This window comes from Stenotrophomonas sp. TWI169, from assembly GCF_039674705.1.
Classification (GTDB): domain Bacteria; phylum Pseudomonadota; class Gammaproteobacteria; order Xanthomonadales; family Xanthomonadaceae; genus Stenotrophomonas; species Stenotrophomonas maltophilia_P.
In genome coordinates this window covers 1-22,091 of record NZ_JBDJOB010000033.1, presented here as the reverse complement: position 1 = coordinate 22,091, position 22,091 = coordinate 1, and the positions used below count along the sequence as shown (strand labels likewise).

The window sequence follows — 22,091 nt, the reverse complement described above, 5'->3', positions numbered from 1 at the left end:
AAAACAGCGTATAACGCGCTTGTTTGTTGCATGGATCGAGCAGATGGATCGACTGACCGCCATGACCGTGTTCATCGAGGTGGCCGAGCGCGGCAGCCTCACGGCCGCCGCTGAGGTGCTGGACATGTCGCGGGCGATGGTCACCCGTTACCTCGCCGAGGTGGAGGCCTGGCTGGGGGCGCGCCTGCTGCACCGGACCACGCGCCGGGTCAGCCTGACCGGCCCGGGGGAGGCGGCGCTGGCGCGCTTCCGGCAGATGCTGGAGATCGGCGAGGCGCTGCAGGGCGAACTGGCCAGCGACGATCCCGAACCGCATGGCACGCTGCGGGTGACCGCCAGCGTCTCGTTCGGGCAGAGCCATCTGGCGCGCGCCGTGGCCGACTTCGTCAAGCGCCATCCGGCGGCGCGCATCGAACTGCTGCTGGTCGATCGCACGGTGAATCTGGTCGAGGAGCGGGTGGATCTGGCGGTACGCATCGCCCGGCAGATCGACCCCAGCCTGATCGCGCGGCGGCTGGCCACATGCCGCTCGGTGCTGTGCGCCACGCCCGGTTACCTGGAGGTGCGCGGCACGCCGACCGCCCCGGAACATCTGGCCGCACACAACTGCCTGACCCATCACTACGTGGGCAAGAGCCTGTGGCACCTGCACCGCGACGGACGTTCGCAGTCGGTGGCGGTGGGCGGCAACATCAGCGCCAACGAAGCGTCATTGCTGCTCGAAGCCGTTCGCGCCAGCGCCGGCATTGCGATGCTGCCCACCTACCAGGTGGCGCCGTTGCTGCGCAGTGGCGAGCTGGTGGAACTGCTGCCGGCGTATACCCTGGACGAGCTGGGCATTCATGCGGTGTACGTATCGCGTCGCCAGCAGTCGGCGATCATGCGGCGGTTCCTCGACTTCCTGGGCGAGTGCTTCGCCAGCCCGGCCTTCCAGGATCTGGACTGGCGACCGGCGCGTGTGGAACCTGCATGACATCCCGGTGCGATGCGCACACGGCATACAATGAGCGGCCCCACGTCGTACAGGTGCGTTGCGTGTCGTATCCCTATCCGCTGGTCGTATTCGACCTCGATGGCACGCTGGTCGACAGCGCCGCCGATATCGCCGAAGCCCTGAACCGCACGCTGGAGGACATCGGCCTGGCCCGTGTGCCGGAAGCCACCGTGCTGGGCTGGATTGGCGACGGTGTCCGCCGGCTGGTCGAGCAGGCCGTGCATGCCGCAGGGCGGCAGGTCGATCTGGCCGAGGTCATGCCGGTGTTCATGGTGCATTACCGTGAGTGCCTGCTGCGCAGCCCACGCCTGTTCGACGGTGTGGCCGAAGCACTGGCGCAGCTGCGGGAACGCGCTGTGCCGCTGGCCATCTGCACCAACAAGCCTGCAGCGCTGGTGCCGCCGCTGCTGCAGCATCTGGGCATCGGCGATGCGTTCGCGCTGGTGCTGGGCGGCGATTCGCTGCCGCAGCGCAAGCCCAGCGGCGACCCACTGCGGCACATCGCTGCACATTTCGGGTTGCCGGTGGATGCATGCCTGATGGTGGGGGATTCGTTGACCGATTATCGCGCGGCGGAAGACGCGGGAATGCCGATCGTGCTGGTGCGCTACGGTTATCCGCGTGGCCTGGACCTGGCCACCGCAGCTGCGGTGGCGGTGATCGACGATCTGCGCGAACTGCCGGGCCTGGCCGCGCGCATCCGGGTATAGCGCCGGGCCTGCGCCCGGCGCGCCTGCTCATTTCGGCTGGTAGCGCACGCTCAGCTGATACTCGCGGCCCGGCTGGTTGAACCACGCCACGGTCTCGTACCTGCGGTCGAACACATTGGTTGCCCGGGCCAGCAGCGACCACGATGGCGTGAGCGCGTACTCGGCGCGCAGATCCAACGTGCCATAGCCGCCGACCTTCACCGTGTTGGCGGCATCGTCATAGCGCTTGCCCGCACCCTGTACGGTCAGGCCGGCACGGAATGCGCCGAAGCGGCGATCCACATCCAGCCGTGCCGTCTGCTGTGCACGGCGCGGCAGCCAGTTGTCGAACTGGCTGCTGCCGTTCGTGCGGTTGCGCGGGTCGGTGTAGCTCAGCTGTGCAGCGATGTCGAAGCCGGCCAGCACGACGCCGCCGGTCAGTTCGGCACCGCGGATGCGCGCCTTCTCCACCTGCTGCATCCTGAAGGTGGCTGCATCGTAGGTGATCAGGTCATCGATGCGGGTCTCGTACACATCCAGGCCCCAGCGCCAGCCCTGGCCCTGCTGCGAAATGCCCAGGTTGGCGCTCTTCGACTTCTCAGGATCCAGTGTCGGCACGCCGCTCCACGGGTCATACAGGTCGCTGAAGGTGGGTGCCTTGAAGGCCGTGCCGTAGCTGGCGTTGATGCGCAGGCCGTGATCCAGCTCCATCGCCCAGCCGATGCTGCCGGTGGCATGGTTGCCGAACTGCTCGTTGTCGTCGTTGCGCGCGCTGGCCTGCAACTGGTGCCGGCCGAAGCGCCCCTGGTACTGCACGAACACACCGGTGTTGCGACGGCTGTCGACACGATAGCCGGCACTGCTGCCGTCCAGGTTGTCCTCACTCCAGTCCACGCCGGCACTCAGCAGCTGGCCTTCGGCCACGCCGAAGTCGCCCTGCAGCGACGCGCTGTCACGATGCGTCTGCGCGCTGCCATGCACGCCGTCCGCGCCGACGTTGTCCGATTCGTTGTCACTGCGACCGACGTTGGCGGTCAGCACCAGCCGTTCGGCCGGCGTGTAGCGGACCTTGCCGGACAGTACCTGCTGGCGCGTCTCGGAGTAGTTGTAGTAGCCGTCGTAGTGGTTCTGGCCGTCGGCGCGCAGCGCGCTGCCCTCCACCGTCCACTGCTCGTTGAAGTTGTAGCCGCCGCGCAGGCTCTTGGAGAGGTTGCGGTAGCCGTCGCGGTCGGGTTCGTCGGCGAAGCAGCCGGTGAACAGCGTGGCCGAGCCCCGGCAGGCATCGATGCCATCGGAATGCTGGTAGGCGATGTCGGCGCCGAACCAGCCGCGTTCGCTGCTGCCACCGATGCCGCCGCTGGCCTCACGCAGGCCATTGCTGCCACCGCCCAGCTGCAGATGTGGCGCGAAGTCGCCCTGGTTGCGGCGGGTGAAGATCTGGATCACACCGCCGATGGCGTCGGCGCCATACAGGCTGGACTGCGGGCCGCGCACGATCTCCACGCGTTCGATCTGCGCCAGCGGCAGGTCCTGGATCATCGCCAGGCCGAGATCGGCGCTGTTGATGCGCACGCCGTCGACCAGCACCACCGTGTGGCCGGAGTTGGTGCCGCGCAGGAACAGCGAGCTCTGCTTGCCCAGGCCGCCGGCGTTGGTGAGGTTGATGCCGGCGCGGCCACGCAGCAGGTCCTGCAGCGAAGTGGCCTGGCTGGACTCGATCTGCGTCCGGTCGATCACCTGCGCAGGCGCGATGCTGTCCTGCAGGGCGATGGGGGTGCGGGTGGCCGTGACCAGGATGGGATCGAGCGCGCGGGCGCCATCATCGGCCTGGGCCAACGCGGGCAGGGCGGCCAATACGGCCAGGGAAAGCAATCGGGACTGCAGCTTCATCGGAGGACTCCAGGTGCCACGCACGCCCGCGTGGCGAAGGGGAGGAGCCGCGGAGGCAGGCAAGCGCCGATGCCGCAGGCAGTGCTGCGGACATCCAGCGCCATGCCCACCGCATCGCGACCTGAGGCTTCCGGGCCGGTCTCCGGGCTTGCCGCCAGGCGGCGCGAGGCCACCGTCCAGGCGCCTTCCCATGCTGTTGGCACAGTGGCGGTACTGCCTGGAACTGACGTGCTTACCGTTGCGGGGGCAGCGCCGGCATGGCGTGGGTTCACGCGTCACCGGCTTCCCGTTTCAACCTGCCGGCCATGCCGCAGGTCACCTGGAAGTGCGCGCAGTCTACGGCATCGGCATGCCCGGTGCGGCGCATATGCGGCAATGTCTGTGGAGCTGATGATCCCCAGCCACTAGAATTGCTGCTTGATCCCGTGGTGCCGTTGCCGATGTCCGCCCGTTTTCCGCTGTCCCCGCGTTGCCTGCACAGGACGCATGCATGATCCTCGACCTGGTCCGCCACGCCGGCAACGGTCGCGACGAGTACCTCGATGGCCGCAGCGATCCACCGCAGCTGGCCCGCCTGCCACAGGAACTGGTGGAGGCCTACGCCACGCAGCCCTGGGAACGGGTGATCAGCTCGCCCCGCCTGCGGTCACTGCACACAGCGATGGCGCTGGCCACCCCGCGCGGGCTGGACGTGGATGCGGACGAGGAGTGGGAAGAACTCGACTTCGGCGACTGGGACGGGCAGGCACTGTTCGACCTGCCGGAGCAGGCGCTGGCGGCATTCCATGCTGATCCGCATGCGTATCCGCCGCCCAACGGCGAAAGCTGGGGGCACTTCGAGCGGCGCATCGCGCGTGCGCTCGACCGACTGCTCGACGATGACGACCCGCTGCCGACCGTCGTGGTCAGCCACGGTGGCCCGCTGCGCATGGTGCTGTCACAGGTCTGCGGCCTGCCGATGTCGCTGTGCTGGGCGCTGCGCATCGACCACGGTACGCGCCTGCGGGTCAGGCTGGAGCGTGGCGAGGCAGGCCTGGTGGGCGAGCTGCTGGAGTTGCAGCAGCCCTGATCCGGCCGGCGCCGATCAGTCCTCGTCGGCGCTTCCGGCCACGTTTTCTTCTGCGTCGTCGTCTGCGTCGAATCGCTGCTCGTGCACCGGCCCCGAGGCCGGGCCGGCCGCCTTCAGCGGGTGCGCGGCGATGCGCGCTTCGTAGTCCTGCACCAGCGCCTCGCGCTGCGGCTCGCTCAGTTCCTGCCAATGGCAGTCCAGCAGGGCGCCTTCCAGCGAGTAGAGCAGGTTCAGGCTGGGCTTGAAGCCGGCGCGCTTGACCTTGACGAAGGCACCCACCGCGCCGACGGCGGCCAGATCGTCACGGCTGCGCAGACCGACCTGGCGCAGCCACGCCGCACTTTTCGGACCGATGTTGCGCAGCTTCGGCGCACTCATCCCAGCGCCTCGACGAAGACGCGCGCGATGGCTTCCAGTCCGGCCTGGTCATCGGCATCGAAGCGACCGGTCTTCGGGCTGTCGATGTCGAAGACTCCGATCAGTTCATCGCCGCGCAGCAGCGGAACAACCAGTTCCGAGCGGGAGGCCGAGTCGCAGGCGATGTGGCCCGGAAAGGCATCGACATCGTCGACGCGCTGGGTCACGCGCTGGCGGGCCGCGGCACCACACACGCCCTTGTCCAGCGGAATGCGCACGCAGGCCGGCAGCCCCTGGAACGGGCCGACCACCAGCTCCTGGCCATCGTAGAGATAGAAACCCACCCAGTTCAGGTCGGGCAGGGCGTGGAAGACCAGCGCCGAGAGATTGGCCGCGTTGGCGATGCGGTCGGACTCTCCATGGACCAGGCCACGGGCCTGTTCAAGCAACTGGGCGTATTGTTCCGGCTTGCTGCCGGTAAGCGAGGCATTGGCGAACATGACCGCAGTCTAGCAAGCGTGCCGGGCCAGCGATAATGCACGCTCTGTTGCCCCGCTGGAGCCTTTGATGCCGTTGCCCGCTGCCCTGCCATCCGCGCTGTTCGTCACCGGCACCGATACCGAGATCGGCAAGACGGCGGCCAGCACCGCGCTGCTGCACGCCCTGCGCCGGCGTGGCCTGCGAGCGGTCGGAATGAAGCCTGTGGCCAGTGGCAGCCAGGATCTGGGGCAGGGCCTGCGCAACGAGGATGCGCTGGCGCTGCAGGCGGCCAGTCGGCCGGTGCCGGACTACGTCGACGTGAATCCCTATGCCCTGCGGCAGCCGATCGCTCCCGAACTGGCGGCGGCCGAGGACGGGGTGGACATCGCCCTGGCACCGATCGTCGCCGCGTTCGAGCGCCTGCGTGCCACCGCCGACGTGGTGGTGGTGGAAGGCGTAGGGGGATGGCTGGCGCCGGTCTCCGTCCACCTGGACCAGCTCGACATCGTGCGGGCACTGCGTCTGCCGGTCGTGCTGGTGGTCGGCCTGCGGCTGGGCTGCGTCAACCACGCGAGATTGACCGCGCACTCCTTGCAGGCCAGCGGCGTGGAGTGCCTGGGCTGGATCGGCAATCACATCGATCCGGCCATGCAGCGCCAGGACGAGAACGTGGCCACGCTGGTGCAGCGGTTGCCGATGCCATGCTGGGGACGGCTGCCGCACCTGCCGGGCGCCGATGCTCAGGCCCTGGCGATGCACCTGCATGAGGGCTGAGTTCCCGTAGAGCGGAGCCTGCGACCCGCTGCGATCAACCGGCCGCGAGCTCCCGCGCGAGGGCGCCCAGGCGCTCCACGGCAGCGATGAAACGTGCGTCGAAGGCCTGGCAGCACGACAGCCGCAGGCAGTGCCGGTAGCGCGGACCGCGCGAATACACCTGGCCGGGCATGAACACGATGCCCTCTTCCAGCGCCCGCTCGAACAGTGCTCGGGTGTCCACGCCCGGCAGTTCCAGCCACAGCAGGAAGCCACCCTGTGGTTCCGTGGCGCGTGTGCCAGGCGGGAAATGCTCGGCCACGAGCTGGCGCAGCCGTCCCACCTGCTCGCGATACAGGCGTCGCATGCGGTGCAGGTGATGTTCGTATCCGCTCCCTTCCAGGTACGCGGCCACGGCATCACCCAGCAGCTGCGGCTCGCCGCCCGTGGACTGGAACTTCAGCAGGGCGATGCGTTCAGCGAAGCGCCCGCCGTCGAGCCAGCCGATGCGATAGTCCGGGGCCAGCGTCTTCGAGAAACCGCCGACCACCATCACCCAGCCGTCGCGGTCAAAGGCCTTCAGCAGCGGCGCAGGTGGCTCGCAGAACTGCAGTTCCGCGTACACGGCATCCTCGATCAGCGGCAGCTGCCGCGCGTTGACCAGCTCGGCCAGACGCTGCTTGGCCGCCACCGGCATGGTGCAGCCCAATGGATTGTGCACGGTCGGCATCAGCACCAGCGCGGCCAGCGGTGTGTGCTCCAGCATCGCCTCCAACGCATCGACGTCCAGGCCCTGTTGCGGATGCGTCGGCAGTTCGATGGCCTGCAGGCCCAGGTTGGCCAGCAGCGGATACAGGTTGAAGTACGACGGTGCTTCGATACCCACTGAATCGCCGGGCTGGGTCACCGCACGCAGTGCCAGCTGCAGCGCCTCCATCGCACCGTGGGTCAGCAGCAGGCGATCGCTGTGCGTGTGCAGGCCCATGCGCGGGCCGCGCCGCACGATCTGCGCAAGCAGCCGCGGCGAGCCATTGGGGCGTGCGTAGGTTTCGACCGTCTGCTGGCCGTGGCGCAATACCTGGGCGGTGTGCCGGGCCAGCTGGGCGCCAGGATAGAACTGGCGCCCGCGTGGCCCGGCGAAGGCGAGGTCGATCACCCCGGAACGGCGTTGCGCCTCCAGCACGCGTGCCATCAGCACCTGCTGCAACGGCGCGGTGGGGGCCGACGGCGCATCGCGCAGCGACCGTTGCGGCACTGACAGTCGCGGCGCCACTTCGAAACCTGCCTTTGGCCGCGGAACCACCAGGCCGGCGTCTTCCAGCTGGCGGTAGGCGGCGATCACCGTATTGAGGCTGAGCTGACGCTGTGCTGCCATCTGCCGCAGCGATGGCAGGCGGCTGCCGACCGGCAGGCGCCCTCCCTGGATGGCCTCGGCCAGCTCATCGGACAGCCGCTGGTAGCGAGGAGCGGACGCGCTGCTGCGTTGATCTGTATCCATCGGTTCCGGCCGCATCTGGTGCTGTACCCATGAGGATTCCGAGCCTAGCATGTCCTCGTCGGCAGGGCCTGATCGGTGCCCGCCGATATTTCAAGGGCGCGCGGCTGGATGGCCGCGCGCCCCTTTTTTTGCATGGGCTGGCGCACCATGCAGTCAACGCATCGGCACCAGCACCGGATCCCGGCGATACAGGGCAGGGAATTGCCTGCCCAGTGCCGCCAGCTTCGGAGCGTCGTAGTAGCGGATATAGGCGGCCTGCGGATAGTTGCTCATGTAGTTCTGGTGGTAGCTCTCGGCCGGATAGAAGCGCTGGCCGCTCCCCACCTGGGTGACGATGGGCGCGCGATAGCTTCCGGCCTGGCCCAGCTGGGTGATGTAGGCACGGCTGGCCGCCTGCTGGCGGGGATCATCGACGAAGATCGCCGAGCGGTACTGGCTGCCATGGTCCGGGCCTTGCCGGTCGAGCTGGGTCGGGTCATGCACCACCGAGAAGAACACCTGCATCAGCTGGCCGTAGCTCACCTGGCGCGGGTCGTAGTCGACCTTCACCGCCTCGGCGTGGCCGGTGCGTCCGCTGCTGACACGCTCATAGCGCGCATCCGCCGCGCTGCCGCCGACGTAGCCCGAGACTGCGTTGCTCACGCCCTTGACGTGCTGGAACACGCCCTGCACGCCCCAGAAGCAGCCGCCGGCAAACACTACGCTGGCGTGCGTGCCGCCATCGCGGAATGCGGCTTCACCGGTGGGCGCAGGCAACACCTGCACCTGTGCGCTGCGCTCGAGCGGCGCGGCGATGGCACCGTGATCAACCAGCAGTACCCCGGCAATCAGTGCGGTAGCGACCAGCCCGGCAATGCCGGCGGCGATCCCCTGTTCGAACGAAATCTTCATCGTGTCCTCCCGGATCAACCGAAGGTGAAGGCGTAGGCCTGGGCGCCGGCATCGAGGAATTCGATCTCGAAGCGGTGTGGCGCGACGGCGCCGCGCTGGCGCACCAGCTGGTACAGACGGTGTTCGTCGATCACGCCGCTGCCATCGCTGCCAACGTCGCTGCCGGCGTCGGCCGCGGGCAACGGCCGACCATCCAGCCAGACGCGGAAGCGCACCGGCGTGCCGTCCTGGCGTGGCGCGAGCACCAGATGCAGATCGCGGGCATGGAACTGGAAGGCGATGCGTCCTCCGGGCTGCTGCAGCCGTGCCGCCTCGTCGTCGATGATCCAGCGGCCGGACAGGCCCCACTGGTTCAGCGCCAGCGCGGGTGGCAGCGCGTAGTCGAATGCCGTGTCCGCACGTTGCCCGCCTGGCGAGGCGAACTGCTCGGCGCGCGCATGCCCCAGGTAGGTCTCCGGCGAGCGCAGGTTGCCCATGTCCGCCTGCGCGGCCACGCCCTTCAGGTCCGCTGCGGCCGGATCGGCCGGCGGTGGCAGCCGGGTCTGGCCGGCTTCGGCCAGCAGGTGGCGGATCACCTGCTCCGAACGCGCATAGTTGCCTTCGCCGAACTGATGGCCGCGGATGTTGCCCTGCGCATCGACGAAGTAGTGGGCGGGCCAGTAGCGGTTGTTGAACGCACGCCAGATCGCGTACTGGTTGTCCAGCGCGACGGGATAGTCGACCTTCAACTGCTGCACGGCCTTCATGACGTTGCGCGGGTCGCGTTCGAAGGCGAACTCGGGGGTGTGCACACCGATCACCACCAGGCCGTGATCGCGGTAGCGCCGCTGCCACTCGTGCACGAACGGCATCGCACGCAGGCAGTTGATGCAGGAATAGGTCCAGAAGTCGATCAGAACCACCTTGCCGCGCAGTTGGGCGGCGTCCAGCGGTGGGCTGTTGAGCCAGCCGGTGGCGCCGTCCAGGGCGGGCAGCGTGCCTTCCACCGGCAGCGGTGCCTCGCTGCCTGCAGTGGCCGGGCCCATCATCATCATCGGTGGAGCGGAAGGCTGCGCGCCGGGTACCGCATCGAGCAGGCCCTGCTCGATACGCGCGGTGCTGACGGTGGACAGCCGGGTCAGCAGGCCGGTGTCCCAGCCCAGGGCAATGGCCACGACCGCCAGCAGCGCAGCGACGCCGAGCACGCGGCGGAGCAGATTGCCCAGCCCCAGCCGTGCCTGCAGGGCGCGGAACACCCGGCCGCCGATCCAGACCGCCAATGCCAGCGCGGTGACCGCACCCAGCGCGTAGGCAAGCAGCAGCGTACTGGTGCTGGCGCTGGCGCCATGCAGCGCAGCCCCGGTCAGTACCAGGCCAAGGATCGGGCCCGCGCACGGGGCCCACAGCAGGCCGGTGGCGATGCCGATCAGCAGCGACGTCCAGGCACCGCCGCGCCCGGCGGCATCGGCAGCGTCCGCGCGTGCGCTCAACCGCGCGCCGACACGCTGCAACGGCGCCAGCAGATGGTCTGCCAGTGCGGGCCACAGCAACGCCACCGCGAACAGCGCCATCAGCAGCAGGGCGATCCAGCGACCGATCTGGTTGGCCTGCGCCACCCACTGGCTGCCGACCGCCGCCAGGCTGGCGACGAGGGTGAAGGTCAGCGCCATGCCCAGCAGCAGCGGCAGGGTGCTGCGCAGGAACGGGCGGTCAGCACGCGCGAATACGAACGGCAGCACCGGCAGGATGCAGGGGCTGAGCAGGGTCAGCACACCGCCAAGATAGGCAAGCAGCAACAGCAGCATCATCGGGCTCCAGAAGCAGGGGACGATCCCACCGGCACGCGCCAGCCCGCATCGCTGTCATGCGCAGCAGGTCCGGGCTGGAAGGCCAGCGCCGCGCCGTTCATGCAGTAGCGCAGGCCGGTAGGGCGTGGGCCGTCGTTGAAGACATGGCCCAGATGGCCGCCGCAGCGGCGGCAATGCACTTCCACCCGCAGCATGCCAAAGGTGACGTCGCGGTCCTCACCGATAGCGTTGTGCAACGGTGCCCAGAAGCTGGGCCAGCCAGTACCGCTCTCGAACTTGGTGGACGAAGAGAACAGCGGCAGCGCACAGCCGGCACAGGTGAACGTGCCTTGCCGGTGTTCTTTGTTGAGCGGGCTGCTCCAAGGGCGTTCGGTCGCCTGCTGGCGCAGCACTGCGTACTGGGCCGGGGTCAGCCGCTGGCGCCAGTCAGCATCACTGCGCATGATCTCGAACTGTCGCGCAGGGCGCGTTTCTGCTGCCGCTGGCGCGGCGCGGCTGCAGGCCCCGAGACCGAGGAGGCCGGCGGTGGTGGCGATACCGCCCAGACCCAGCAGATGACGGCGGGTGAGGGGCATGGCGGACTCCGGGAAGGGGCGACGGGGCCATGCTGCGCCTGCTCCGGTCAACGAATCCTCACGCAGGATTCAATTTTTCGTGAGGTATCGGCGGCGATCCCGCGCCACAATGCGCTCAGCCTCCCTTGGCCCGAGCTGCCGATGTCCGCGAAACGTGTCCTGATCGTTGAAGACGATGCCCACATCGCCGACCTGCTGCGCATGCACCTGGGCGATGAGGGGTATGAGGTCGCCCACGCCGACAGCGGTGATGGCGGGCTGCGCCTGCTCGAACAGGAAGGCCCGTGGGACGCGCTGGTGCTGGACGTGATGCTGCCCGGTGTCGATGGCCTGCAGGTCTGCCAGCGCGCACGGGCGATGGCGCGCTATGTCCCGATCATCATCATCAGTGCACGCGGCAGCGAAACCCAGCGCATCGTCGGCCTGGAACTCGGCGCCGACGATTATCTGGCCAAGCCATTCTCCATGCCGGAGCTGGTCGCGCGCGTGCGTGCCCTGCTGCGTCGCGCCGAGGCCATGGCGCAGAACGCGCGCATCGATGCCGGTGCCATCGAGCTGGGAGGACTGCAGCTGGATCCGGTCGCGCGTACTGCCGACGTGGATGGCAGGCCGCTGGAACTGACGCCGCGCGAGTTCGACCTGCTGCTGTTCTTCGCGCGCCATCCCGGCCAGGTGTTCGCGCGGATGGAACTGCTCAACCAGGTCTGGGGCTACCAGCACGATGGCTATGAGCATACGGTCAATACCCATATCAACCGCCTGCGCAGCAAGATCGAAACCGATCCGGCCAACCCGCGGCGGCTGCTGACGGTCTGGGGCCGGGGCTACAAGCTGGTGGACCCGGCCGGAGCGGCGGCATGATCCGGCCGAACCTGTGGCAGAAGCTGGCCGCGGTGATCGCGGCGCTGATGCTGACGTGCTGCATGGCGCTGCTGGCGCTGCAGATGCGCTCGAACACACGGCACGAGCAGGAAGTCGTGCAGCGGCTGTCGCTGGGGCTGGCCGAGCACATCGCGCAGCGCAGTGAGCTGATGGATACCAGCGGCATGCGCGATGCGGCGGTGCGTGCGCTGTTCGGGCAACTGATGGCGGTCAACCCCAGCGTCGAGGTGTACCTGCTGGACGACCAGGGTCGCATTCTCGGCCACGACGCACCCAGCGGGCACTTGATGCGCAACCGCGTGGACGTGGCACCGCTGCGCCGTCTGCTGGCGGGCGCGCCCCTGCCGATCCTGGGCGACGATCCGCGCAGCAGCGAGGGTCGCAAGGTGTTCAGCGTGGCGCCGCTGGTGGTGCAGGGGCGGCAGGCCGGCTACGTCTACGTGGTGCTGGTGGGCGAGCACCGGCAGATGCTCGCCGACGACCTCGCCGCCAGCAACCAGTGGAACACCACTTTGTGGTCGGTGATGCTGGTGGGCAGCCTGGGCCTGCTGGCCGGCCTGGTGGCGTTCTACTGGGTGACCCGGCCGCTGCGCCGCCTGACACGTCGCATCCAGGCATTCGACATCGATGCGCCGACGCCGCTGCCGCCGCCCGGCCCGCTGCGGCCGGGTGAGCGCGATGAACTGGTCATCCTCGAACATGCACATGCGCAGATGGCGCAGCGGTTGGGTGAGCAGTGGCAGCAGCTGCGCCAGCAGGACCTGCAGCGGCGCGAGCTGGTGGCCAACATTTCGCATGATCTGCGCACGCCGCTGTCTTCACTGCATGGCTACCTTGAGACGATGGCGTTGAAGGACGCGACGCTGTCGCCGGAGGAGCGCCGGCGCTATCTGGGTATTGCCCTGGCGCAGAGTGCGAAGGTCGGGCGATTGGCGCGCGCGCTGTTCGAGCTGGCACGCCTGGAACACGGCGAGGTGCGGCTGGAGTGGGAGGTGTTCGCGCTGCCCGAGCTGCTGCAGGACGTGCTGCAGAAGTTCGAGCTGGCGGCGCAGGCGCGCGGCCAGCAGTTGCACGCGGATTTTCCGCAGGGGTTGCCGTTGGTACGTGCGGACCTGGGTCTGGTGGAGCGGGTGCTGACCAACCTGCTCGACAACGCCCTGCGCCATGCGCCGGAGGGAGGGCGGATCGAGGTGCGGCTGCGCGCGGTGGCTGACAGCGTGGAGGTGATCGTCTCTGATGACGGTCCCGGCGTTGCTGCTGCGGTGCGTGCGCAGCTGTTCCAGGCGCCTGCTGCGTTGGGGGCGCGACGGGGCGAGAACGGTGGCCTGGGGCTGCTGATCGTGCAGCGTATCGTGCAGCTGCATGGCCGCAGCATCGCGCTGCGCGACAGTGAGGCAGGGGCGACGTTCGTGTTCGAGCTGCCGCGGGCGGAGTCGGCGGCGGTGGCCTAGGCGCAGCTGGTTTCCGGGTGGCGGTGTTTGCCTCTGTGCGCACGTATGTGCGTTTTTCCGTGTGGCGCCGGGCGGATGCCCTTGCGTGCGAATGTCCCCCGGTGCCGGCCGGTGGCCGTCCCCTCCTCCTTGACTTCGCCCACAAGGGCAGCCGCCCGGCGTGCAGGGTTATCGGTGCGCAGAGGTGCGGAAGCGACGGCACTACGCGCCGCAAGCCGAGCATCGTGGTGGTCGGCAGCGTGTGGGCAAAGTAAAGGAGGAGGCGATGGCCACAGGCCGGCGCCGGGGGACATTTGCCCACACGTTGCCGGCCGGCGCGAGGCCTTTGCGCTCGCGATCCGCTCGGGCGAAGACGCGCATCTGCACGCAGGCGAGGAATAAAAAAAGACCCGGCAGAGGGAGGGATCTGCCGGGTCCGGATTGCATGGGGGGAGGGACCCATGCAATGAGCGAAAGCGTCGCGTCAGGGCGTGTGGCCGGTCGCGTCCGCTGTTGATTCGTTGTAGCCCTGCACCAGCTCGGACCAGGAGCGTCCAGCCAGCAGGCCAAGACCGACCACGTCCTGCTGGGCCTGCCCAAACCGCTGCAGGTTGTCCTGCCACAGCTGAGCGCCCTGCGACAGCAATCCGGCCGGATCTTCGCTTCGTGCCAGCTCGCCGAGCCAGCCGCCCGTCGCGGTCAGGTTGCGTTCCAGTGCCTTCAGCTGCACGCCGAACATGCTTTCAGCGTTCTCCAGCGCCAACCGGTTCGCGCGCGTTGCGGCGGCGGCCAGCTGGCGGGTGGCATCACTGAAGCGATCGCTGAAGGCGGCGGTCATGGGCGTCAGGAAAGGACTTGATGCATTGCAGCATACGCCGATGATGCCGCATTGCAACAAAAATCATAAAGGCTCCCAAGGCGCCTTTAGAAATCTTTAGATATCAATGAGTTGTTCAGGTGCTGGGGCCCCGGTACCGGCAGCCGGAGGTGCAGGTCTCGTGGACCGTGATCTCGCTCAGCGCCGGCAGCGCGGGCTTGAGTTCGTTCCATATCCACACCGCCAGGTTCTCGCTGGTCGGGTTTTCCAGGCCGGGGATGTCATTGAGGTAGTGGTGATCCAGGCGTTCGTAGATCGGCTGGAAGGCCGCCTTCACGTCCCCGAAATCCATGATCCAGCCGGTCTGCGCGCCGGGTTCGCCCTCGACCTTCAGTTCCACCCGGAAGGAGTGGCCATGCAGGCGCGCGCACTTGTGCCCCGGCGGTACGTTCGGGAGGCGGTGGGCCGCCTCAAGCATGAAGACTTTGAAGATTTCCATGAGCGGATTGTACGCCGCTGCTGTCGCATCCGACCGGGATCGCGCCGGCCTCGAAGCGGAGTGACTATTTCCATCCGGATGAAGAGATGTTAGCTTCTCTTATATCCGTATGAAGAGATGTTATTGGTCGGGCCCCGGCCAGTCATGGATTACTGCGGAACTTCGTCGCCCTACCACCACCCCACACATCGTCATGCCCCAGCACACCCTGCTCGTGGCGGCCCTGGCCGCCGCTCTGGCCGCGCCATTGTCCGCCGCCGCCGAAACCACCGCTGCCGCCAGTGGCGAAGCCAGTACCCTGGCCGCCGTCCGCGTCACCGGTTCCAACATCAAGCGCGCCGATACCGAGGCGTCCAACCCGGTGCAGGTGATCGGCCGCCAGCAGCTGGAACAGACCGGCAAGGCCACCGTCGCCGATGTGCTGCGCTCGATCTCCGCCAACACCGGCAATGCCAACAACGAGACCACCAACAACGGCTGGGCCTCCGGCTCGGCCAGCATCGGCCTGCGCGGCCTGTCTCCGAAGAACACACTGGTGCTGCTCAACGGCCGTCGCGTGGCGAACTACGGCTTCCCGGCCGGTGGCCTGTCCGATACCTTCGTCGACCTCAATACCCTGCCGCTGGTCGCGGTCGAGCGCATCGAAGTGCTCAAGGATGGTGCTTCGGCGGTGTACGGCTCCGATGCCGTGGCCGGCGTGGTCAACATCATCACCCGCCAGAACTTCGAAGGTGCCGAGATCGGTGGCAGCTTCGGAGGCGCCGACCAAGGGGGCCTGCGCGAGCAGAACCTGAAGTTCGTCGGTGGCCTCGGTGATCTGGACAGCGATGGCTACAACATCCTGTTCAGTCTGCAGGGCTACAACCGCGATCGCCTGGACCAGGACGAGCGCGATCTGACCAAGAGCGGCATCTACACCGACCTGCCGGGCGGGCGCTGGAACGGCTGGTCAGCCAAGGGTGCGCGCTATCTGATCAATGGCGTGTCGGTGCCGATGCTCGACGCCAACGGCAACTGCCCCACCGGGACCACGCGCGTTGCGAGCGCTCCGATCGACGGCCTGGCTGGCGACACCTGCGGCTTCAACCAAGCGCCGTACACCACGCTGATTCCATCCACGAAGCGCTACCAGGCCTATGCCAACGGCACCTTCCGCCTGGGCGACAACGTCGAAGCGTTCGGTGAAGTGCTGTACAGCCAGATCAAGAGCGCGGCCTGGTTCGGCAGCAGCCCGTTCTTCACCCTGGAAAGCGGCCGCTTCGCCCTGAATGCCGAGACCGGCCTGGCCGAGCCGGTGTCGTCGCAGCTGCCGGCGGGCAATCCGTACAATCCCTACGGGCGTGCCGTGCCGATCGAGTACACGTTCTTCGATCTCGGCGGCACCATCAAGACCAACCGCTCCACCGCCTATCGCGGCGTGTTCGGCCTGCGCGGCACCACCGCCAACTGGGACTGGGAAGTGGCGGCGTTCGGCGCGCGCAGCAGCGAGCGTGAGACCGTCTCGGGCGGCTTCGCCAACCGCTGGGCGCTGGCCGATGCGCTGGCCAGCGGCAGCTACAATCTGCTCGACCCGGCGGCCACCCCGCAGTCGGTGCGTGATGCGATCAACATCGCCACGCTGCGTCCGGCCGAATCGAAGCTGCAGGGTGTCGATGCGAAGATCTCGGGAAGCCTGGGCCGCACCTGGGCCGGTGACATCGGCTTTGCCGCTGGCGCCGAGTGGCGCCGCGAGAAGCTCGATTCGAACAACCCCTGGCAGATCGATGCCGGCCTGCAGGTGCGTCCGGCCATCGCCGAGGTGCACGGCGAGCGCCAGGTCAGCGCTGCGTACGCGGAAGTGAACGTGCCGCTGGCCTCGACCCTGGAACTGTCCGCCGCTGCGCGTGCCGATCACTACGATGACTTCGGCGATGCGTTCTCGCCGAAGCTCGGACTGCGCTGGCAACCGCTGGACTTCCTGCTGGTGCGCGCGTCGGCCTCGAAGGGCTTCCGTGCGCCCTCGCTGTCGGAGAACTCCAACAGCACCAGCATCTCCTACGGCAGCGTGGTCGATCCGCGCGACCCGGATGTGCCGGGCTCGCGGCAGAGCCCGACGTTCTTCACCGTGGGCAACAGTGACCTGAAGCCGGAGCGCACCAGGAGCGTGAACTTCGGCGTGGTGCTGTCACCGTGGGCGAACACCAATCTGAGTGTCGACTACTACCGTATCCAGCTCGACAACCTGGTCGGCACCAACAACACGCAGACGCTGATCAACGACAACGTTGCCGGTGCCGTGCAGCGCGATGAGCGCGGCAAGCTGCAGGCCGTCTACAACCGCTACCAGAACCTGAGCGAGCTGAAGACATCGGGCATCGACGTGGAACTGCGCCAGCGCATTCCGACGGCGCGCCTGGGAGATTTCACCCTGTCTTCGGCCTACACCCACGTCCGTGACTACCGCCGTCCGACCGTGGTCGGTGGGCCCCTGGTCGACTACGCCGGCAGCAACCTCGGCGCCACCCTGCCCAAGGACAAGGCCACCACCACGCTGGACTGGAAGTACGGCGACTTCAACGCGGCGGTGACCTGGTACTACACCAGCAGCTATCGGCAGGAAGCCAGTACCGCCGCCAAGGCCGTGCAGCAGCGTGTCGGCAGCTACAGCCAGTACGACCTGTACCTGGGGTACACCGGCATCGACAGCCTGACCCTGTACGCCAAGGTGCAGAACCTGGGTGACAAGACGCCGCCCTACGATGCGTCGTTCCCGGGCATCCGTGCGCCGTATGACTTCACCCAGTACGACCTGCGGGGTCGCTACTTCACGCTGGGCTTCGACTACCGCTTCTGATCCACCGCCGTGGCCGGTCACCTGCCGTGACCGGCCACGTTGCCCTCTGCCGTCCTGTTTCCGGGGAGTCACCGTGTCCTTCCACCGCCGTGCCGTTCTTCCGTTGCTGATCGCCGCTGCCAGCGCAGTGTTCCCCGCGTTGTCCGCGCAGGCGCAGAGCGCCTATTTCTTCCCGCAGGCCAGCGAGGCCGGCGCGTTCGACAGCGCCATTCCCACGCCGGAGCAGTTCCTCGGCTATCCGATCGGCAGCCGCTACACCCGCCACGACCAGTTGGTCGCCTATTTCGAGGAACTGGCCAGGCATTCGGACAGGATCCGCGTCCAGCACATTGGACGCAGCTATGAAGGCCGCCCCCTGCTGATTGCCACCATCACCGCGGCCAGCAACCAGGCGCGGTTGGAACAGATCCGCCAGCAGCACGCGACCCTGGTCGATCCGGCACAACCGCGCAGCGCAGCCGGTGACAGCCCGGTGGTGGTCTGGCTGGGCTACAGTGTGCACGGCAATGAAACCTCCAGCGGCGAAGCGGCGATGCTCACCGCGTATTACCTGGTGGCCAATCGCAGCAGTGAAACCCAGCAATGGCTGCAGCAGGCGGTGGTGCTGTTCGACCCGGCGCAGAATCCGGACGGACGCGACCGTGCCGCCAACTGGCACAACGCCTGGGCATCGGACCCGGCCTCGGCCGATCCGGCTGACAAGGAGCATGTCGAGCCGTTCCCGCAGGGCCGCACCAACCATTACTTCACCGATCTCAACCGCGACTGGCTGGCGCTGACCCAGCAGGATTCGCGGCCGAAGGTGGCCGCCTTCCACCAGTGGTACCCGAACGTGCAGATCGACTTCCACGAGATGGGCAAGGACAGCACGTACTACTTCGAGCCTTCGCCGAAGAGCATGCACAGCCCGTTGATCCCGGCCGCCTCCTACGAGTTCAACAGGACGCTGGCCACGTACCACGCACAGGCGCTGGACGCACTGGGGTCGCTGTACTACACGGGGGAGAACTTCGACAACTTCTCGCCGGTGTATGGCTCGACCTATCCGGACTTCCATGGCGCGGTCGGTGTCACCGTCGAGCAGGCCAGTTCGCGGGGACGGGTGCAGGAGTCGGTGAACGGGCTGCTGACCTTCCCGTTCACCATCCGCAATCAGGTCGCCACCGGCCTGGGCACGGTGCGCGGTGCGGTGGCCGAGCGCAGTGGCCTGTTCGACCTGCAGAAGACCTTCTTCCAGAGCGCATTGAAGCAGGCCGCGCAGCAGCCGCAGAAGACCTTCGTGTTCGGCGACGCGCATGATCCGGCGTTGACCCGGCGCCTGCTTGAACTGCTGCTCCTGCACCGGATCGAGGTACGCGCGCTGGATCGCGATGTCACCGTCGAGGGGAAGCGCTTCCAGGCCGGCAGTGCCTATGTCGTGCCCGTGCAGCAGGCGCAGTTCCGCCTGGTGCACTCGATCTTCGCCGAGACGCCGCCGATCAAGGGCGACGTGTTCTATGGCAGCACCAGCTACGCCATCGCGCCGGCCTACGGCGTGGCCTTCGCCGGCAGCCGCAGCCGCATCGACGGCGGTGCACAGGTGAGCGAGCTGCCACCGCTGCAGGGCGCGGTCGTCGGCGGCCAGGCGGGGTTCGCCTATGCCATCGACTGGCGTGACTACAACGCCAGCCGTGCGCTGGCCGAGCTGCAGGGCAGGGGACTGGCCGCCCGCGCTGCATTCCAGCCGTTCACCGCCGGAACCGCACAGGGCGATGTGGCTTTCGCGGCTGGCAGCATCGTCGTTCCGGTCGCCGGCCAGCCACTGCAGGGGGCGGCCCTGCTCGACGCGGTGGCCGCGGCGGCACGTGCTTCAGGCGTACAGGTGCATGCGTTGTCGAGTGGCCGCAGCCGCGAGGGCATCGATCTCGGCAGCGATGGCGTGAAGGCACTGCGCAAGCCGGCCGTGGCACTGGTGATGGGCGAAGGCGTGGCGGCCACCGAGATCGGATCGGCCTGGTTCCTGCTGGACCAGCACCTGCACCTGCCGGCCAGCAAGCTGGATCCGCAGCAGCTGGGCAAGGTTCCGCTGGATCGCTACACCACCCTCGTGTTGTCCGGTGGCACCTACAACAGTGTCGATGCGACTGCCGTGGCCGCACTGAAGCGCTGGGTGCAGGCCGGCGGCTCGCTGGTGACCTATGGCAGCGCGTCGAAGTGGGCGATCGAACAGAAGCTCGCCGATGGCGAGAAGACCGGCAAGGACGAAGAGGCCGGCGACGAAAACCGTCGCGCCTTCGGTGACCAGCGCGACATCGCTGCGATCGAGCGGGTGAGCGGCAACATCCTCAGCGCCGATGTCGATACCAGCCATCCCCTGGCGTTCGGCGTGCCGGGCCGGCAGCTGGCGGTGAACAAGGAAAACAGCGTGACGCTGCAGCCGAGTGCGAATCCGTTCTCGACGGTGGTGCGCATCGACGCGTCACCCCGGGTCAACGGTTACCTGTCCGAGCGCAATCGTGCGCGGGTGGCAGGCAGTGCGTGGCTGCTGGTGTCGGCCCAGGGAAAGGGCAACGTGCTGCTGTTCGCCGATGATCCGGCACACCGCAAGTACTGGCATGGCACGGATCGACTGCTGATCAATGCGATCTTCTTCGGGAATCTGGCGAATCCGGCGAAAGCACGCGGATGAGGCGTCTGGCGCCTTGATTGATGCGCGGGCAACAAAAAGGGACGGCGCGCCAGCGCCGTCCCCGATGTAAGGCCTCCCGCGCAGTGGGACGCCCTCATTCCTGTCAGTGAGGATCAGCCGGCGCGACCGCCGCCGCCCTGGCCGCGGCCACGACCACCGCCGTTGCCGCCTCCGCCACGACGCTGGCCCTGACCAGCGCCGGCACGCTGCTGGCCGTTGCCACCGCCCTCACGACGGCCACCACCGGCCTTCTTCGGGCCGGCGTGGGCATGGCGCGGCGCATCGCCGTGCGGACGACGCGCATGGCTCTTGCGCGGGGCGCGCTCGCCGGTGTCGTGCTCGGCCTTGCCCGGTGCACTGTTGCCCCAGCGGATCGGCACCTGCAGCTCGAAGCCCGGCACATCGCGGATGTCCATGTCGCGTCCGAGCAGGCGCACGATTGCGCGCAGCAGCTTGACCTCGTCCTGCGCCACCAGCGAGATCGCCTGGCCGGTGGAGCCGTTGCGGCCGGTACGGCCGATGCGGTGCACGTAATCCTCTGCGACCATCGGCAGGTCGAAGTTGATCACCTTCGGCAGCTCGTTGATGTCGATGCCGCGTGCCGCGATGTCGGTGGCCACCAGCACGGTCACGCGACCGGCCTTGAAGTCACCCAGCGCACGCAGCCGCTGGCCCTGGCTCTTGTTGCCATGGATCGCCGCGGTCTTGATGCCCGACTTCTCCAGGAACGCGGCCAGCTTGTCGCTGCCGTGCTTGGTCCGGGCGAACACCAGGGTCTGCTCACGGCTGTCCTGCGCCAGCAGGTGCAGCAGCAGGTCGCGCTTGCGGCCGGCGTCGACCGGATGCACGCGATGGGTGATGGTCTCGGCCACGGTGTTCTTCGGCGTCACCTGGATCTGTTCCGGGTTGCGCATGAACTCCAGCGCCAGCTGGCGGATGTTGTCTTCGAACGTGGCCGAGAACAGCAGGGTCTGACGGTTCTGCTTGGGCAGCTTGGCCAGGATGCGCTTGATCGACGGCAGGAAGCCCATGTCCAGCATGCGGTCGGCTTCGTCCAGCACCAGCAGTTCGATGCCGGACAGGTCGATGCTGCGACGCTCCAGGTGATCGATCAGGCGGCCCGGGCAGGCCACCAGCAGGTCCACGCCACGGCGCAGGATGTCCAGCTGGTTGCCCATGCCGACGCCGCCGTAGATGCAGGCGCTGGGGATGCGCAGATACTTGCTGTAGCCGCGCAGGCTGTCATGCACCTGGGTGGCCAGCTCGCGGGTCGGGGCCAGGATCAGTGCGCGCGGCTTGCGCGGGCCACCGCCACGCACTTCCTGCGGCGCGGTGCCCAGATGCTGCAGCAGCGGCAGGCCGAAGGCTGCGGTCTTGCCGGTGCCGGTCTGTGCGCCGGCCAGCAGGTCGCGACCGGCCAGCGCCAGCGGGATCGCCTGCTGCTGGATCGGGGTCGGGTTTTCGTAGCCCTGCTCGGCCAGCGCACGCAGCAGGAAGGGCGCCAGGCCCAGCGATTCAAAAGACATCGAGTGTGCTCCAAGTACAAGAAACGCCTGTCCGAATGGACAGACGGGGGCAGATCAAACTGATCAGCTGACTCGGAGCGTTCCCGTGAACCGCGCTGCGAGAATTGGGTGCAGCCGGCACGAAGCGCAGGCTGGAATGCGTGACGAACGGCGTCGGAGTGGGGGCGGGCGAAGAGGGCGGACCCTGGTCGCCGGCGATCCCGGAGGGAAACGGACGGCCGCTGCAGACTCCGCAAGTCTAAACGATGTTTGAGACTTCACGCAAAAAGGCCTGTTCAGGTAAGGGTTCTCTCTGCAGGGCTGCGCCCTGCACCCGCAGAGGCCGAAGCCACGTCAACGTCAACGTCAAAAGCGGGCTTCCTGAAGGTAGGCGGGGTGGGTCCGGTTGCGGGAGACGCCGTAAACCCGTCCCTGGGGGCTTGGCCGCGGCATCCATGCCGCGGACACTCCCGC

General features: G+C 67.8%; 18 protein-coding genes and 1 riboswitch. Of the genes, 8 read left to right on the top strand and 10 right to left on the bottom strand.

All coding sequences use genetic code 11. The features are described from left to right. Positions 1–43: 43 nt before the first annotated feature. Together ABE543_RS17780 and gph are read left to right on the top strand one after the other, a co-directional pair. Entirely contained in the window at positions 44–973 is a 930-nt protein-coding gene (locus tag ABE543_RS17780) for a LysR family transcriptional regulator (protein ID WP_180875789.1), read from the top strand. A 62-nt stretch (positions 974–1,035) separates the two neighbouring features. After that, the gene (gene gph / locus ABE543_RS17775) at positions 1,036–1,704 is read left to right on the top strand and encodes a phosphoglycolate phosphatase (protein ID WP_346475964.1); all 669 of its coding nucleotides are present in this window, start codon (positions 1,036–1,038) and stop codon (positions 1,702–1,704) included. A gap of 27 nt (positions 1,705–1,731) precedes the next feature. Here the strand turns inward: gph and btuB are convergent, their stop codons facing one another. Then, on the bottom strand, positions 1,732–3,573 hold the full coding sequence (gene btuB, locus ABE543_RS17770) for a TonB-dependent vitamin B12 receptor (protein WP_346475963.1): 1,842 nt from the start codon (positions 3,571–3,573) through the stop codon (positions 1,732–1,734). A 115-nt stretch (positions 3,574–3,688) separates the two neighbouring features. Beyond that, positions 3,689–3,911, bottom strand: a riboswitch (cobalamin riboswitch). A 152-nt stretch (positions 3,912–4,063) separates the two neighbouring features. Between btuB and ABE543_RS17765 the strand changes: the two genes are divergently transcribed. Then, entirely contained in the window at positions 4,064–4,642 is a 579-nt protein-coding gene (locus ABE543_RS17765; RefSeq protein ID WP_065175373.1) for a histidine phosphatase family protein, read from the top strand. A 15-nt stretch (positions 4,643–4,657) separates the two neighbouring features. Here ABE543_RS17765 and ABE543_RS17760 read toward each other — a convergent pair whose 3' ends face one another. Both ABE543_RS17760 and ABE543_RS17755 read right to left on the bottom strand, forming a co-directional pair. Next, complete coding sequence (locus tag ABE543_RS17760) at positions 4,658–5,020, bottom strand: TfoX/Sxy family protein (RefSeq protein WP_180875786.1); 363 nt, start codon at positions 5,018–5,020, stop codon at positions 4,658–4,660. Next, complete coding sequence (locus ABE543_RS17755) at positions 5,017–5,499, bottom strand: GAF domain-containing protein (RefSeq protein ID WP_053518280.1); 483 nt, start codon at positions 5,497–5,499, stop codon at positions 5,017–5,019. Before ABE543_RS17755 ends, ABE543_RS17760 begins: the two co-directional genes overlap by 4 nt. A gap of 67 nt (positions 5,500–5,566) precedes the next feature. Here ABE543_RS17755 and bioD point away from each other — a divergent pair, with 67 nt between their 5' ends. Next, positions 5,567–6,253 (top strand): dethiobiotin synthase, encoded by a 687-nt coding sequence (bioD, locus tag ABE543_RS17750; protein ID WP_053518282.1) that lies wholly within the window; start codon positions 5,567–5,569, stop codon positions 6,251–6,253. A gap of 34 nt (positions 6,254–6,287) precedes the next feature. On the opposite strand, the gene ABE543_RS17745 is transcribed toward bioD, so the two are convergent. The 4 genes from ABE543_RS17745 to msrB form a co-directional block, all read right to left on the bottom strand. Continuing rightward, positions 6,288–7,730, bottom strand: coding sequence for a PLP-dependent aminotransferase family protein (locus tag ABE543_RS17745; RefSeq protein WP_253119837.1), 1,443 nt, complete (start codon positions 7,728–7,730; stop codon positions 6,288–6,290). A 153-nt stretch (positions 7,731–7,883) separates the two neighbouring features. Further along, positions 7,884–8,621, bottom strand: a complete 738-nt coding sequence (gene msrA / locus ABE543_RS17740; protein WP_346475962.1) for a peptide-methionine (S)-S-oxide reductase MsrA — start codon at positions 8,619–8,621, stop codon at positions 7,884–7,886. 14 nt (positions 8,622–8,635) lie between these two features. Further along, a complete protein-coding gene (locus ABE543_RS17735) occupies positions 8,636–10,405 on the bottom strand; it encodes a cytochrome c biogenesis protein DipZ (RefSeq protein WP_346475961.1) in 1,770 nt (589 codons plus the stop codon). Beyond that, the gene (gene msrB, locus ABE543_RS17730; protein ID WP_053518289.1) at positions 10,405–10,983 is read right to left on the bottom strand and encodes a peptide-methionine (R)-S-oxide reductase MsrB; all 579 of its coding nucleotides are present in this window, start codon (positions 10,981–10,983) and stop codon (positions 10,405–10,407) included. The genes ABE543_RS17735 and msrB overlap by 1 nt, the downstream gene beginning before the upstream one ends. 141 nt (positions 10,984–11,124) lie before the next feature. On the opposite strand from msrB, the gene ABE543_RS17725 reads away from it, so the two are divergent. Both ABE543_RS17725 and ABE543_RS17720 read left to right on the top strand, forming a co-directional pair. Next, positions 11,125–11,844: a response regulator transcription factor gene (locus tag ABE543_RS17725; protein ID WP_346475960.1), complete on the top strand. Its 720-nt coding sequence runs from the start codon at positions 11,125–11,127 to the stop codon at positions 11,842–11,844. After that, positions 11,841–13,316, top strand: a complete 1,476-nt coding sequence (locus ABE543_RS17720; RefSeq protein ID WP_053518293.1) for a HAMP domain-containing sensor histidine kinase — start codon at positions 11,841–11,843, stop codon at positions 13,314–13,316. Before ABE543_RS17725 ends, ABE543_RS17720 begins: the two co-directional genes overlap by 4 nt. A gap of 463 nt (positions 13,317–13,779) precedes the next feature. Here ABE543_RS17720 and ABE543_RS17715 read toward each other — a convergent pair whose 3' ends face one another. Together ABE543_RS17715 and queD are read right to left on the bottom strand one after the other, a co-directional pair. Continuing rightward, positions 13,780–14,133, bottom strand: coding sequence for a phasin family protein (locus tag ABE543_RS17715; protein WP_065175367.1), 354 nt, complete (start codon positions 14,131–14,133; stop codon positions 13,780–13,782). A 115-nt stretch (positions 14,134–14,248) separates the two neighbouring features. Beyond that, positions 14,249–14,611 carry a 6-carboxytetrahydropterin synthase QueD gene (gene queD / locus ABE543_RS17710; protein WP_065175366.1) on the bottom strand — a complete coding sequence of 121 codons (363 nt, stop codon included), beginning with the start codon at positions 14,609–14,611 and terminating at the stop codon, positions 14,249–14,251. 193 nt (positions 14,612–14,804) lie between these two features. Here queD and ABE543_RS17705 point away from each other — a divergent pair, with 193 nt between their 5' ends. Continuing rightward, entirely contained in the window at positions 14,805–17,444 is a 2,640-nt protein-coding gene (locus ABE543_RS17705; protein WP_197600654.1) for a TonB-dependent receptor, read from the top strand. Positions 17,445–17,517: 73 nt separating this feature from the next. Then, entirely contained in the window at positions 17,518–20,112 is a 2,595-nt protein-coding gene (locus ABE543_RS17700) for a M14 family zinc carboxypeptidase (RefSeq protein WP_346475959.1), read from the top strand. A 113-nt stretch (positions 20,113–20,225) separates the two neighbouring features. On the opposite strand, the gene ABE543_RS17695 is transcribed toward ABE543_RS17700, so the two are convergent. Further along, positions 20,226–21,638, bottom strand: a complete 1,413-nt coding sequence (locus ABE543_RS17695; RefSeq protein WP_065175363.1) for a DEAD/DEAH box helicase — start codon at positions 21,636–21,638, stop codon at positions 20,226–20,228. Between the last annotated feature and the right edge of the window lie 453 nt (positions 21,639–22,091).